Raw genomic sequence first — 14,853 nt, 5'->3', positions numbered from 1 at the left:
ATACATTAGGTTGTATTCAGACATTTTTTCCTCGTCTCGATAGGGGTGGTTTGGTGAAGGAGTTTTCGGAAGGCTGGGGCGGGCGGCTGGTGCCAGTGATCTTGTCCGGTGGGTCAGGCACCCGGCTGTGGCCGCTCTCGCGGGAGAACTACCCCAAACAATTTCTGCGCCTGATGTCCGACCGTTCCTTGTTGCAGGAAACGGTTGCGCGTTGCCAGACGGCCGGTTTCGCCCCTCCGATATTGGTGGCCAGCGAGGGGCATCGTTTTGTTGTCGCCGAACAGCTGCTTGAACAGGGCGTGGAACCCCGGAGCCTGTTGCTCGAACCGGCGGCCCGCAATACCGGACCTGCCATCTGCGCGGCGGCCTTGCTGTTGATGGAAACCGACCCTGAGCGGTTGATGCTGGTTCTGCCGGCTGACCATGTCATTGCCGATGGCGATGCCTGGGCAGAGGCGGTGCGGGCGGCTATGCCGGCCGCTGCCGACGGCCTGCTGATGACGTTCGGCATCCGGCCGGAACGGGCCGAAACGGGGTTCGGATGGATCGCGCAAGGAGAACCGCTGGGGGGATTGCCCGGTGCCTTCCACATTGCCGAATTTGTTGAAAAGCCGGCACGCGGGGTGGCCGAGGCCATGCTGGCGGGGGGGCGGCATGTCTGGAATAGTGGCATGTTCCTGTTCAAGCCATCCCAACTGGTGGCGGAGATGGAGCGGTTCGAGCCGGAGCTGGTGGCCCATGTCCGGGCGGCCGTGGCCGGGCGCCGCACAGAGAGTGATTTTGTGCGGCTGGCGGCAGAGCCGTTCGGGGCCGCGCGTTCTATTTCTATTGATGATGCCGTCTTTGCCTGTACCGGTCTGGCCGGGGTGATGCCCTGTTCCATTGGCTGGAACGATATTGGTTCCTGGGCCGCGCTGTACGACATTGTTGAACGCGATGATCATGGCAATGCCGCCATCGGTGATGTGGTGGTCGAGCGGTCCGAAGGCTGTTATGTCCGTACCGATGGTGTGCTGACAGCTGTGCTGGGCGCCCGCGATCTGGTGGTGGTGGCTACTTCTGATGCCATACTGGTGGCAGACAGATCGGAAGTGCAGAATGTCAAAACGGTGGTGCAGCGACTGAAGAAGGCGGGCCGCGCGGAAGCGGAAAGCCGGCCGCGCCAGTACCGGCCCTGGGGCTATTTCCAGCCCCTGCAGTCTGGTCACCGCTTCCAGGTGAAGCGGCTGATGGTGAAACCGGGCGAAAAACTGTCGCTCCAGCGCCATTTCCATCGGTCCGAACACTGGATCGTCGTCAATGGCACCGCACTGGTCACGCGTGATGGTGAGCAGTTCATGGTGCGGGAGAATGAATCCGTCTATCTGCCCATGGGGTCGGTCCACCGGCTGGAAAATCCCGGCTGCATCCCGCTGAACCTGATCGAGGTCGCCTCCGGTTCTTACCTGGGTGAGGATGATATTGTCCGGCTGGAGGATGATTATGGCCGTGACTGACCGGCTTCCCCCTATCGCGTCTTGTTGGAGCTGCTGAGCCAGTCATGCAGAACCGTGGCCGCACGTTTGCCCTGGATGGTGAAATCGGTGTCTTTAGGCCCCCCGATATCGGGGGTGCTGAACCAACGCCAGATCAGCACGTCCTGGAAGCCGCGCTGGTCCAATGCTGCCAGCCATTGCGCCAGCACCTCGGCTTGCACCAGCTCATTCGGCTGGGTTTCCCGCTCCTCCGCACTCTCCCAGGGCTTGGCCTGGGCGCCGTTGGCGGAACGCAGGCCAAGTTCGGCAATCCAGAGTGGTTTACCGATCCGGTCACGCCATTTGACCAATTCATCAGCGCTACCGGTCACGGCGGTACTAATGTCCGCCATATTTTCTCCCAAGGGGGAGTAAAGGCTGACGGCGGCCACATCCAGCAGATCCCAGAAGGGAACGCGTGTCACCTCCCCATCCCAATGGGCGACATAGGTCAGCAGTCCCTGATAGGTCTGGCGGACTCGGGCGATCATCTCCCGCCATTCTGGCCGGTGGGTGGTGCCGCGCAGTTCGGTTCCGATGGCAAAACCCTCCGCCCCTTCGGCTGCGGCCAGTTGCGCCAATGTCTCCAGCCCGGTGCCATAGCCGGCAAACCAACGCTCCCAGGCGCCGTCGCCAGTGGGATCGACGGCGCCGGCCCAGGTCTGCGGCACCCAGACATGCGGCTTCAGCAGTACTTTCAGTCCCAGCTTGCGCGCCTGGCGAATGCCGGCGCGCAGCTCCTCCATCGGGATGTCACTGCCCAACGTGATGTCCGCACTTTTCGGCGTGGCCTGCCAGAAAAAACAGACCAGGGCCACGGCGTCAGCTCCCAACGCCTTCAATGCCGCCAGCGACCGGCCACAGGCGTCGCTGCCCAGCGGGGCTTCCGGCGTGCGCGTCAGATTGGCGCCGCGCCAGGGTCCGTGCTGCCGGGCGGCACCCGCCGGCGAACAGCCCAGCAATGGCGCCAGCAGGGGCATGGCCAGGAAATGCCGCCGGAACATCATCAACCCTTCTCCTTTTGTCCGATCATGCAGACCGTCTCCGCCCTTTACAGGAACTCTTCCATGAAGACCATGTTGCAGACTGTCCTTCTGACTACTGTCGCCATGGCTTTCCCGCTGGCTGGCAATGCGGCGCCGGCCAGAAAGCCAGCGGCAACGGCTGCCAAGTCCAAGCCTGAAGCGCCTCCTGCCGCCCCGGTGGCGGCTTCCACTCTGTCGACAAAGCAGCCCCGCCTGCTCGAACGGGAGGTGACGCTGGCGGAACTGGGCTTTGCCGACGGGTTGAGCTTCAATGGCTTTTCCGGGCAGCGCGACCTGTTCTTCCCCGTGCCGGCCGGTGTGCCGGTCAGCAGCCTGCGGCTGAGCGGGGTGCTGGACAGCGCCATTCCTGACCCGATCCGCGCGTCAGCCCAGATCGCCATCGACAACCGACCGCGTTGGAGCGGTGTGCTGGGTACTGCGGTCGTGCCGGTGGCACTGGAGGTGGCGCGCGGGGATCAGACACAGGATTATGTCCGGGTTGGGTTCCGTTATGGGGCGGCCTGGACCGATGATCGTTGCGCCGATCAACGCTTGCCCGGCGGCTATGTTACCCTGGCGCCGGAAACAGCCCTGCTTTACAGCTACGATCCGGCAGCCATCACCAGCCTGCGCACCGCCATGGCGGTGTTGCCACGCCATGTCCGCATCGCCCTGTCGGCGGCACCGCTGAGCCGGGACCATTATGAAGCAGCCCTGGTGCTGGCGGCTGAGCTTGGCCGTCAGGGCCACAAGGTCAGCTTCCTGCGCCTGCCGGCGACTGTGCCGGTGGAGCCGGAGCAGGCCCTGGCGGAGATCGTCATCGCGCCCGCCGCCGAACTGGCGGCTTTGAAGGGGGACGGGCAGGGCACGGCCCGACTGTTGCGTAATGGTCGTTTCCCCCTTGTGGCGCTGACCGATGGGGCCAATGCGCAGACAGCCCTTTACCTGTCTTCTGACTGGCAGGCGCTTGCGGGTGGGCCGGCAGTCACGCCGCGTGCCAGCCGACCCGTCATGCAGACTGATTCCGACGCCATCGCCTTTGCCCGGTTGGGCTTGGGACAGGGCGTGCAGGAAGTGGTGGATCGCGGCGAGTGGCAGCTGCGGCTGGACTATGCCATGGTGCCCAAGGACATGCGGCCGGCAGCCCTGCGCATCGAGCTGGCGCCCGGTGCCGCTATGACCAGCCAGCCGCAGCTGGCCCATATTTTCGTCAATGACCTGCTGCTGCGCTCGGTCACGTTGGAGGGGGGCGCGCAGGCCCGCACCCTGAAGGTGCCTCTGCCCGACGGGCTGCTGGGCCGCAGCAATGCTGTCCGCGTGGTGTTGCAGCGCCAGCCGGCTGCCGGGAACTGCAAGGACGCGCCGTTGGCCTCCCCGGCGCAGTTGCTGCCGGGCAGCGCGGTGGAACTGGTGGCCGACAAGAGTGAGCCGGCTGATTTCTTCGCTCTGGGCTCTGCCTTTGCCGATGGGGTGACGGTTGTCGTGCCCCCAGCGGCCCTGGCCGATCCCGCCGCCTCCCTGGCCCTGGCCGCGAAGGCGCTGAGCGGCCTGTCGCACAACAGCCAGGGGCTGCAGGTGGTTCTGGATGATGGCAAGGTGCCGACCCGGCCTTTCCTGCTGCTGCCGGGCGCCAAGCTGCCGGCCGGCATCTCGCTTCCGGTGGCGATGGAGGAAGGTTCCGTGAAGGTGGTGGACCGGCAGAAGCGATTGCTGCTGGATGTCTCAGGCACGCCCGGCCTGCTGGTTGCCCAACTGGCGACGGTCGGGGACCAGCCGGGTCTTATCCTGCAATCAGGTGGCAGCGGGCCGATCCCGGTACCAGCCGCCCTGGCGCTGGACAGGGGTAATGTCGCTTTCGCCGATGCCACCGGCTTGTTGATGAGCCTGGATACGCTGCGTGAACGTGCTGTGCGGGTGGAAGTGGGCGAGGCTTCAGCCTGGGCTGATTGGGTGGATCGTTTCCGCATCCTGCTGGTGGCCGGGGTCTGGGTGGCGCTGACCGCCGCCTTGGCCGGTGTAGCCGCCCGCTGGTACCGCAGCCGTTCCAAGCCCAAAGTCTGACCGGAGGCGCATGGTACCATGAACAGCCTCTCTCCCCCCATCGGCGAATTGTTGATCGCCAATGGCCTGCTTCGGCTTGATCAACTGGAGCGCGCGCTGGAGTTGCAGCGGAAATGGAATGTGCGCTTCGGTGATATCGTCATCTCCCAGGGCATGGTGAAGCCGCGCGATTTCTATCGTACCCTGGCAGACCGGTTCGGGTTGGCCTTTATGGATCTGATGGAGGCGCGACCCGACCCGACCCTGGCGCGGGCGGAGCATATGGATGATTATGCCCGCCTGCTGCTGCTGCCCTGGCGGCGGCAGGGCGGGCAGGTGATTGTCGCCACCGCCGATCCTGGGCCGCAGGCGCTGTTGTTCGCGCGCCGGCATTTTGGGCCGGACGTCTGGATGGTGGTCACCTCCAAATTCGACATTCTCTGGACCCTGCAACGCACCTTCGACCAGGAATATAGCCACAAGGCTGTGTTCGGGCTGTCCGATATGGACCCTGAAAGCTCGGCCAAACAGGTGGTGACGCCGCAGCAGGGGCTGTTTTTGTATCTCTGCCTCACCGTACTGCTGGCCGGTTTTGCCTTCGCACCCGTGGGCACGCTGATCGCCTTCAATCTGGTGATGGCGGTCTTTTATCTGGGCAATTTCGTGCTGAAGGCGGTGCTGGTGGCCTTCGGCGCCAATGCCCGCGTCGTGGACCGCAAGGTGACGGATGCGGAGGTGAAGGCGCTGAAGGATGATGATCTGCCGGTCTTCACCGTGCTGGTGCCGATGTACAAGGAACCGGAGGTGTTGCCCATCCTGGCCGCCGCCCTGCGGCGGCTGGATTATCCGATGGCCAAGCTGGATATCAAGCTGGTGCTGGAAGCGGGCGACCGTGAAACCATTGATGCGGCCAAGGCCCTGGGTCTGGAAGGCTCCTTCGAGATTATCCGTGTGCCGGCGTCCAAGCCGCAGACCAAGCCCAAGGCCTGCAATTATGCCCTCAACTTCGCCCGGGGTGAATATCTGGTGATCTTCGATGCCGAAGATCAGCCGGAGCCGGATCAGCTGAAGAAGGTGGTCATCGCCTTTGAAAAGGCCGGACCGCAGGTCGCCTGCATCCAGTGCCGCCTGAATTACTTCAATGCGGAGGAGAATTGGCTGACCCGGATGTTCACGCTCGATTACTCTCTCTGGTTTGATTACATGCTACCGGGGCTGGAACGGCTGCGTATTCCCATTCCACTGGGCGGTACCTCCAACCATTTCCGTATGGATGTGCTGCGCAAGCTCCATTCCTGGGATCCGTTCAATGTAACGGAGGATGCCGATCTGGGCGTGCGGCTGACGCAGAAGGGCTATCGGGTGGCGGTCTGCAACTCCACCACGTTTGAGGAAGCCAACGTCTCCATTCCCAACTGGATTCGGCAGCGCTCCCGCTGGATCAAGGGCTATATGCAGACCTATCTGGTGCATATGCGCCATCCCTGGCATCTTTACCGCTCGGTGGGGGCGGGGGGATTCTGGGGTTTCCAGTTCTTCGTCGGCGGCACCATGCTGTCGGGCATTCTTAACCCGATCTTCTGGGGCTTCTACCTGTTCTGGCTGCTGATTGGCGGTTCCTTCCTGGATCAGCTGTTCCCGACGGCGCTGCTGTATCTGTCGCTGTTCAACCTGCTGGCCGGCAATGGCTTGTTCACCTATTTGTCGATCATCGCCCCGGTGAAGCGCGGTTGGATGAATCTGGCGCCCTGGGGGCTGACGGTGGCCGGCTATTGGGCGCTGATGTCGGTGGCGGCCTATAAGGCGCTGTGGCAGCTGGTGCGCAATCCCTTCTACTGGGAAAAGACCCACCACGGCCTCTCCGCTGTGACCAAGCAGGAGGTGGCCAAGGCGATGGCCAGCATGAATCAGTGACGGCCATGGTACGCAACCCAGTCACCTCGCCGCTCTTCTTCTATCTCATCTGGTTCGTGGCCGGGCTGCTGCTGTGTGGCCTGTTGACGATGCGGGTTCTGGATCAAGGGTATATGGCCGACATTGGTATCGACCGCTGGCGCACCGCTCTGGTTGCCGCCGCCGATGCCAGTGCCTTTCGGGAGCTGTTCGCCGTCAGCTTCCCGCCGCTGGCCCTGTCGGCCGATCTTCTGGTCGGCCTGTTGCCGGGAACGGCGGGCGTGCCTTTGCCTTTGCTGGTGAATGTGCTGGCGGGGGCGACCGCTGCGGCCTTATGGGCCGGGTTGCTGCAAGGGGCGGGTTATGGCCGGCTTCCCGCGGGGCTGATCGCGCTGGCGCTGCTGGCGCAACCGCCGCTGCAGCAGGTGGTTGCCTCGGGCAGTGGCGGCATCCTGGGCGTGCTGGCCTTCAGTCTGCTGGTGCCGGCGGCCATCCGGATGCGCCATAGCGGAGATGTCAATGCCATGGCCATGGTGGGGGTGGCGCTGGCGCTGATGATGTTTTCCGCCGCTTCAGGGGTCTACATGATGTTGGCACTGCTGCCATTCATGGTGGTGCTGGCCCCTTCGGGCATGGTCTCCCGGTCGCCGCTCGGTGTGCTGTTGGTGCTGCTGTTTCCCGGCTGTTTCACGCTGGCAGGCTATCTCTATATCAACTGGATTTTCGGCGGCTCTGCCTTTGCTTTCGCAGCTGGGGTGGATGCGGTGATCCGGGGAGCGGCGGCCAATATCGGGGCGCATCCATGGCTGCTGGGGTGGGGGCATACGGTGCCGGGTTCACTGCTGGCTGGCGCTGTGATGGCGCTGCTTAGCTTGCCGCTGCTCCCGGTGGCGCTGGGGCGGGTGATGGACCGGCAAGCCCGTTTCACCCTGCTGATGTTGGCGCTGGCGGTGCTGGCCGCTATCGCCATCGGCTCCCTGACCCGCTATCTGGATCATCCATCGCGCCTGCTGGTCTATCTGCTGCCGCTTGGCGTGGTGGCGCTGGTGGCGGCGGGGCCGGCCCGGCTGCCAGTGTCGTTGGCGCTGCTGCTGGCACTTGTCAGCCTGGCTGGCGGATGGCTGGTTCAGGGCTATGAACCGGCACCGGTTGCCGACAACTGGCGTCAGGCTATGGCAGGGCAGAATGTGGCGCAGATGCAGACGCTGGATGATGCCGCCTTTGGCCGTCTGTTGCGCAATACTGGGGATATTGCGCTCGACGCGGATGCTTCCGGTATGCTGGTACCGGGGCGGGGTGAGGCGGATGGGTTGGTGCTGACCAGCACCGACCGGCTTAAAGCGGACATGGTTGTCGGACATATTTCCACCGAATATGTGGCGCTACAGGATCCGGGTAGCCCGCGGGGGGAACGCGACCGGATCAGCCAAGCCTTTTCCACGCTGTGGCGTGACGGGCCGGTTGGTGGCACCCTGGTCGCCAGCCGTGGGGCGTGGCGTCTGTGGCGGATGCCGGATCAATCAAAAGCCGTCAGAAACGGCGAAAGCAGGGGGGGGCAGGGGCCATGATTTTGATCATCGACGATGTGCCCGAGGTGCGGATGCTGCTGGGCCATATGCTGCGCGCCGGCAACCTGTCGGTACTGGAGGCAGCGTCGGCCGAAGAAGCCTACCGCATTCTGGATGTGGAGCGCCGTAATGGTCCCCCTCCCTTGGTCAGCGCCATCCTGATGGATGTGGAACTGCCGGGTCAGGACGGGATTGAGGCGATCTGCCTGATTAAATCCAACCCGCGCCTGGCCGAAATTCCCGTCATCGTCGTTTCCGGCCGGGAAGATGAGGCGTGCCTGGTCAACGCTTTCATGGCCGGTGCCATTGATTATGTCACCAAGCCGGTGACCCAGGTGCAACTGCTGACCCGCGTGCGCGGGGCGCTGCGGCTGGCCCTGGAATCGGAACGCCGTCGGGAGCGAGAAGCGGCGCTGGCGGAAGCCAATGCCGCCCTGCGCCGCGACAAGCCAAGGCTGACCGGGATTGATCCCGGCACGGGTTTGCCCGACCTATCCGCCTTGCCGGCCCTGCTCTCCGGGCGACTGGCCGCCGATCTCTGGCTGTTCAGCGGGGAAATTGATGGCTGGACCAATTTGTCCGTGGCGGCAGGGGAGCTGGAGGCGACTCTGGTCAAGCGTCAGGTATTGACACTGCTGGGCGCGGTACCCGGGCGGGTGGGGGACCAGATGCTGGTGCTTCCCGACGGGGCATTCTTCCTGCTGGCCCGCCGGCCGACCGCCAAGGAGGCGTTGCTGCTGGCCGATCTGCTTTGCCGCACCGTCTATGATGCCACGATTCCGCATCCGCGTTCCTCCAGTTGGCCCTGCATCACGCTCAGCATCGGCTGCGCCCGTGGAGAAGGGCTGGAGGCGCGCGCCGAGGCGGCGCGGGAGCAGGCCAAGCTGGATGGCGGGAACCGCGCTGTGGCGGACGATGTTCCGCCGGCAGGAAAGAAGTGAGGATATGTGGGTGACTGGTGTGATGAAGCGTCTTATCCTTCTGTCGGTGCTGCTCCTGGGCATCATCCTGTTCCCGCAACAGGGGCTGGCGGGTGCCTGGCCCCAGGCAGAAGGAACTGGCCAACTCATCACCAGCCTGGCCACCTCCACCTCTGATACCGGGTTTGATGGCCGCAACAACGACCGCAGCCTGGAATTTAACAAATGGGAATTTTCTGCACTTGCCAGTTGGGGGGTGGGGCAGGATAGCAGCCTGTTCGTCAAGCCCAGCTTGCAGCGCCTGTCGGCCGACCGCAGCGGCGGCGTGACCGATCACACAGTTGGTGTGACCGATACGGAGATTGGTGGGACATTCGCTGTATGGCGGGACGCTGAGAGCGTCATTTCCCTGCAGCCAATGGCGCGTCTGCCCTTTTTCTATAATCCGGATCGAAACCCAGCGCTGGGGTCCGGTCATCTCGATCTGGAAATGCGAGCAATGTACGGTACCAACCTGTCAGTGGCAGGCTTGCCGGCCTTCTTTGACGGGCAGGTGGCGTGGCGGGAGCGCACCGGCCCACCCGCCAATGAGGTCAGTCTGGACCTGACCCTGGGCGTGCGCGCCGATACAGATCTGCAGGTGCTGCTGCAATCCTTCAATACCGTCAGTACCGGTGATTCCGGTCCCGGCTATGGTGAATTCCGTCGCCACAAGCTGCAGGTTTCCGCCGTTTATGAGTTAACGGAGGATGTGTCGTTGCAGATCGGTGTCAACCAGGCCATTGCCGGTCATAATGATGGGAACGAACGTGGGGTCATGGCGGCCCTATGGATGAGAGTCTGATCAAAGGATCAAGCGATCCGTGTTGTGCTTGGCGGCGGCATTCACGCCATGAGCCATGCGCGCCATACCCCTGGTATCCGTCGTTAATCAGCTCCGATTGCGACCATACTCTCCGTTTGGCGATGGTATATTTTTCTGGATAGGGATTGGGATAAGAAAATAATGGCGTAAAGGCCAGGCAGGGCATTTTTTATCTCGCCTATCAGAATAGATATTTTTCCGAATTTACGGATAAATCCCCATATGGTTGCATATTTTCTTAGATGATCGTGAATTTTTATTTCATTAATTCTGATTATTTTTTATTATATATATTAATAGTCACCCTTTAAACGTATTAATATCTTGTTTTTGTCTGAGAGTTATGTGGCGAGTAGGGTAAAATTCAGAGAAAATTGCAAATCATATTCTTCAATATATAAATAGGTGTTATATATATCAAATCATCCACTAGAAATGTCATAATCTTATATGCCATGAACACCCTGCTGATCCTGCTGTTCATCATGACCATGCTGAACGCTGCCGTATCGGCAGCGATCTGGGCAACCTATCGACATTTGGCCGGGGTACCCCTGATCGCCGGAGGCTTTATCGTTGGGGCTTTGGCGGCTGTTGTTGGGATTTTCTATAATCCTGCCCCCGGTTTGCGGGCGGGTATGACAGGGTTCCCTCCCGCTGTGCTGATAGCCGCGTCGGTGCCCTTGTGTGTGAATGGGGTGATGGTGTTTCTGGGCGTTACACCGAAGCGCTGGTTATTGCCGTTCAGTGTGATTTTCACGATGATTTACTGGCCGTTGGCCTTGCTGATCAATCCGGCCGACGGATCGCTGCGCTCCATCGGTGCAAGTACATTGGGGGTGATTTCCTTTGGTACGGCGGTGCCGGTCCTCTGGCGCTTGAAGGGGGATTGCGGCTGGTTACGCTACACGTTGTTGCCAGCCGTCCTGATCCATTTGGCCATCCATATCGGCTGGTCGGTATACCGTGTCAGTCTGCGGCTCGACGGTGTGATCGACCCGCGCATGTTCTTTCCCTGGACGGTGGTCGAGTCAGCCATTGCTCACCATCTCTGGTTTATCTGCTTTCTGACAATGCTGGGCGCTCGGCTGCAATCCAGTCTGCGACAACGCAATGTCGAACTGGCGCAGGAGGTTGAGCATAGGCGTCATCTGGAACAGCAACTGGCAGCCACCCTGGCGGCAGAACGACAGCTGCACGCCGAGCATCGCCAGTTGCTGCACATTGTTGCCCATGAGATACGCACCCCTTTGGCTGGGATCGACCGGGCGACGGAGATGCTGCAGCTCACCTGCCAGGAACTCCCGGCCACCGGTCAACGCCGGCTGGCAGATATTCGTGACGGGGTGCGCCGGGTGGGGGGCCTGGTTGAACGGGTGATGGATGAGGAACGGGCGGGTCATGTCCGTCCCCGGCCGGAGATGCTGGACGTGTCGGGCCTGCTGGCTAATGTGCTGCAGGGGCTGGCCCATATGGGGGCAGCCACCCGGGTTCAGCTGTCCGGCGCCGCGGCCTGCTTGCCTCTGATGGTCGATCCGGCCTTGCTCAGCGCCATATTGCGCAATCTGCTGGAAAATGCCCTGAAATATTCCTCCTCTGACAGCCCTGTGCAGGTCACCCTGGCCCGCGACGGTAATGGTCTGCTGCTGACCATCACGGATCGCGGCATCGGCATCCCGCCGCTGGAACGGGCTTCCATCGGCCAGCGCTTCTATCGTGCCTCCAACACCAACCGGCAGGTCGGAACGGGATTGGGGCTTTTCATCGTTCGCCGCTTTTTGACCGAGATGGGGGGCGAGATGCGCCACGATCCCGGTCCGGACAATTGCGGCACCTTGGTCACCCTGCGTCTGCCGCCGCACCCGCCGGTGCGGACGGCCCCCCAACCGGAACGGGAGCTAGCCCATGCCTGAGATCCTGGTGGTCGAAGATGCCGACGGTCCGCGCAATGACCTGATCGACTATCTCTGCCTGAAACAATATGGCGCCTGCGGGGCCGCCAATGGGGCGGCGGCCCGTTCCCTGCTGGCGCAGCGGACCTTTGATCTGGTCATCCTGGATGTGGGGCTGCCGGATTGCCATGGCTTTGATCTGGCGCGAGAAATCCGTGACCGGTACGGTCTTTCCTGCGGCATTATTATGCTGACCGGGCTGGGGACGGTGGAAGACAAGGTGGAAGGGCTGGCCAGCGGTGCCGATATCTATCTTGTCAAACATGTCAGCCTGCGGGAGGTGGAGGCCAATGTGCGCAGCCTGCTGCGCCGCCTGTCAGAGACGGTGTCGGGGGCACCCAAGCCCACCCTTACCCGCCCTACCACGGATTGGCGGCTGGAGGACACCAGCTGGTGCCTGACCAGCCCCCATGGCGCCCAGGTACAACTGACGGCGACGGAATTTGCCTGTATTGCCAAGTTGATGAAAGCGCGCGGCAGCGCCATTCCCCGGCAGGATCTGATCGCTGCCCTGGCCCGTCCTTCCATGCGCTATAACGAACGTAATCTTGACGGGTTGATCAGTCGTCTGCGCCGCAAGGTTGCGCAATTCTGTGGGATGGAGCTGCCGATCAGCGTTGTCTATGGGGTGGGATATGTATTCCGACCGGTTGCGGCCTGATAAGACAGGGAATGGGTGGGGGCGATATTAAAGAAAATCGCGCCGAAATTTTAGGCGGTATAATTTATCTGATATTCAATTGTTCATCAACAAAAGCACATTTGTATGAACAAGTTAAACTATCCTTAAGTACACCCTAACCTTCTGGTCAGTATACCCCTACATGTAATGGTCTATTTTTATACCCATGCAGGGGTTGTACTGGCCCTCTATGTCCGCTAATCGTGGCGCAACGGCCCCAGTGTGGCAAATAGGGCGGGGAAATTTCATGAAACTTGATCGTTTTAAGGTTTCGCAGCGCATTGTCGGTGGGCAGGCACTGCTTCTGGTCATTCTGCTGGCTATGGTAACGCTATCCATCTGGTCCTTGTCCGGCATCAGCAGCAATTTCACCGAATATCGGCGGATCGCCCGCAATTCCAACCATTTGGGGGAGGTTGACGCCAAGGCAGCTGATGTTCGCATGGCGGTCAAGGACTTCCTGCTGGCTGGGGAGGAACAGCACAGTACCCGCGCCGGCAAGTTGCTGCGTGAATTGGAACAACTGCTTACGCAGGCCGAGCAGTCGGTGACCAACCCGGAGCGCCGCAAGATGCTGGGTGAGGTGGAGGGGATTCTTGCTGATTATGAAGCCCTCTTCGTGCAGATCACCAAGTTGGACCAGGAGATGGACCATCTGACGACCGATGTGCTGGACAAGATCGGCCCGGAAACCCGGATGAAACTGGACGCCTTGATTGACGCGGCTGCCGCCGAGAATGACTCGCGCACGGGTGGCCGTTCCGCCCAGCTGATGCAGGATTATCTGCTGGTGCGGCTGGATATGCAGCGTCTGCTGAACCGACGGGATGACAAGACAGCCGCCACCTTGGATGAACGTCTGGCAACTCTGGCGGTATCCAAAAAAAATTTCGGCGAACTGGTGCAGATCCCAGCGCGCCGCGCTGTGGTTACCGACATTGTCGCCGGCATCGACGCCTATATGGCCGGGGCAAAGCGGAATAATGAATTGCTGCTGTTGCAGACCCGGCTGACGCAGGACCGGCTGGTGCCGAGCGGCGACCGTTTCATCGAACTGACCGGGCGGATGCGCAGCTCGCAAACGGCGAGCCAGAATCAGTTGGGGCCGCAAGTCGTGGGCGGGATTGAGATGTCCCGCAACACCAGTATTATGCTGGGGATTGTGGCGGTGCTGCTGGGGGCCGCGGTTTCCTGGATTGTAGCCCGTTCCATTACCAGCCCGGTGTCGGCCTTGACCGGCACCATGGGGCGGCTGGCCAATGCTGACCTGACGGTCGACGTGCCCTTCACCCATTATCGTGACGAGATGGGGGATATGGCGCGCGCTGTGGAGGTCTTCAAGACCAATGGTCTGGAACGCCAGCGCCTGGAGGCGGAACAGGTCGCCCAGCGGGAAGCGCGGGAGAAGCGCGCCCAGCGACTGGAGGCGCTGATGCGTGGCTTTGACAGCCAGGTCCAGTCCCTGGTCGGACAGTTGGGGGCTGCCAGCACGCAAATGCGCGCCTCTGCCCAATCCATGTCGGCCTTGTCGGAGCAGACCAGCAACCAGTCTGTTACGGTGGCCGGCGCGGCGGAGCAGGCATCCGCAAACGTGCAGGCGGTGGCATCGGCGACGGAGGAACTTTCCGCCTCGCTGGAGGAAATCACCCGACGCGTAGCCGAAAGCGCTCAGGTCACCCGCGAAGCCTATGAAAAGGCGGAACATACCAACGAAACCGTTGCCACCCTGTCGGAAGCGGCCGGCCGGATCGGCACCGTGGTGCAACTGATCCAGGATATTGCCGGCCAGACCAACCTGCTGGCCCTGAATGCCACGATTGAGGCGGCGCGTGCCGGGGAGGCTGGCAAAGGCTTTGCCGTGGTGGCCAGTGAGGTGAAAAGCCTGGCCAACCAGACTGCCAAGGCGACGGAGGAGATCAGCGGGCAGGTGCAGCAGGTGCAGGATGCCACGCAGCAGGCCGTGGTGGCCATCCAGTCCATTACCGGCACCATTGCCAAGGTGAATGAAATCTCGGCCGCCATCGCCGCTGCGATTGAGGAGCAGGGGGCCGCCACGCAGGAGATTGCCCGCAATGTGCAGCAGGCGGCCCTTGGTACCCATGATGTGTCTTCTACCATCGTCTGCGTCCGCTCCGCGGCGGGGGAGACGGGGACGGCGGCCATCCAGGTGCTGGGCGTGGCATCCAATGTACAGCAGCAATCCAACCAGCTGACGGATGTGGTCAGCACCTTCCTGGCGGATGTCAAAGCCGCGTAATACCAATCTCCCGGGCCTGTTGAAGAAGTCCTGATATTTTGATTCGATGGCGATGTCACGGGAGGCATCGCCATGTTGGGTCAAAAGGATCGTCGTCAGCCTGAGCTGTTTGTGGCGTGCTCGCTGCGGGAGCTGCT

At 61.9% G+C, this 14,853-nt stretch carries 10 protein-coding genes; 9 read left to right on the top strand and 1 reads right to left on the bottom strand.

Going from position 1 to position 14,853, the window contains the following annotated elements:
* Positions 1–53 precede the first annotated feature (53 nt).
* Entirely contained in the window at positions 54–1,496 is a 1,443-nt protein-coding gene (locus GE253_RS04120; RefSeq protein WP_348770773.1) for a mannose-1-phosphate guanylyltransferase/mannose-6-phosphate isomerase, read from the top strand.
* Positions 1,497–1,507: 11 nt separating this feature from the next.
* On the opposite strand, the gene GE253_RS04115 is transcribed toward GE253_RS04120, so the two are convergent.
* Positions 1,508–2,521: a glycosidase-like protein gene (locus GE253_RS04115; protein WP_153202879.1), complete on the bottom strand. Its 1,014-nt coding sequence runs from the start codon at positions 2,519–2,521 to the stop codon at positions 1,508–1,510.
* Between the two features lie 60 nt (positions 2,522–2,581).
* Here GE253_RS04115 and GE253_RS04110 point away from each other — a divergent pair, with 60 nt between their 5' ends.
* From GE253_RS04110 to GE253_RS04075, 8 genes are all read left to right on the top strand, one after another.
* Positions 2,582–4,600, top strand: a complete 2,019-nt coding sequence (locus tag GE253_RS04110) for a hypothetical protein (protein WP_153202878.1) — start codon at positions 2,582–2,584, stop codon at positions 4,598–4,600.
* 18 nt (positions 4,601–4,618) lie between these two features.
* Positions 4,619–6,493: a glycosyltransferase gene (locus GE253_RS04105; protein ID WP_153202877.1), complete on the top strand. Its 1,875-nt coding sequence runs from the start codon at positions 4,619–4,621 to the stop codon at positions 6,491–6,493.
* Between the two features lie 5 nt (positions 6,494–6,498).
* Complete coding sequence (locus GE253_RS04100) at positions 6,499–8,040, top strand: hypothetical protein (RefSeq protein WP_153202876.1); 1,542 nt, start codon at positions 6,499–6,501, stop codon at positions 8,038–8,040.
* Complete coding sequence (locus tag GE253_RS04095) at positions 8,037–8,981, top strand: response regulator (RefSeq protein ID WP_153202875.1); 945 nt, start codon at positions 8,037–8,039, stop codon at positions 8,979–8,981. Before GE253_RS04100 ends, GE253_RS04095 begins: the two co-directional genes overlap by 4 nt.
* A 22-nt stretch (positions 8,982–9,003) precedes the next feature.
* The gene (locus GE253_RS04090; RefSeq protein WP_153202874.1) at positions 9,004–9,804 is read left to right on the top strand and encodes a hypothetical protein; all 801 of its coding nucleotides are present in this window, start codon (positions 9,004–9,006) and stop codon (positions 9,802–9,804) included.
* Positions 9,805–10,280: 476 nt separating this feature from the next.
* On the top strand, positions 10,281–11,738 hold the full coding sequence (locus GE253_RS04085) for a HAMP domain-containing sensor histidine kinase (protein WP_153202873.1): 1,458 nt from the start codon (positions 10,281–10,283) through the stop codon (positions 11,736–11,738).
* Positions 11,731–12,438: a response regulator transcription factor gene (locus tag GE253_RS04080; RefSeq protein ID WP_153202872.1), complete on the top strand. Its 708-nt coding sequence runs from the start codon at positions 11,731–11,733 to the stop codon at positions 12,436–12,438. The genes GE253_RS04085 and GE253_RS04080 overlap by 8 nt, the downstream gene beginning before the upstream one ends.
* 268 nt (positions 12,439–12,706) lie before the next feature.
* Positions 12,707–14,716 (top strand): methyl-accepting chemotaxis protein, encoded by a 2,010-nt coding sequence (locus GE253_RS04075; RefSeq protein WP_173012483.1) that lies wholly within the window; start codon positions 12,707–12,709, stop codon positions 14,714–14,716.
* Positions 14,717–14,853: the final 137 nt, after the last annotated feature.

The sequence above is a fragment of the Niveispirillum sp. SYP-B3756 genome (assembly GCF_009495745.1).
In the GTDB taxonomy this organism is placed as follows: Bacteria; Pseudomonadota; Alphaproteobacteria; order Azospirillales; family Azospirillaceae; genus Niveispirillum.
This window is presented reverse-complemented; position numbering and strand designations above follow the sequence as displayed.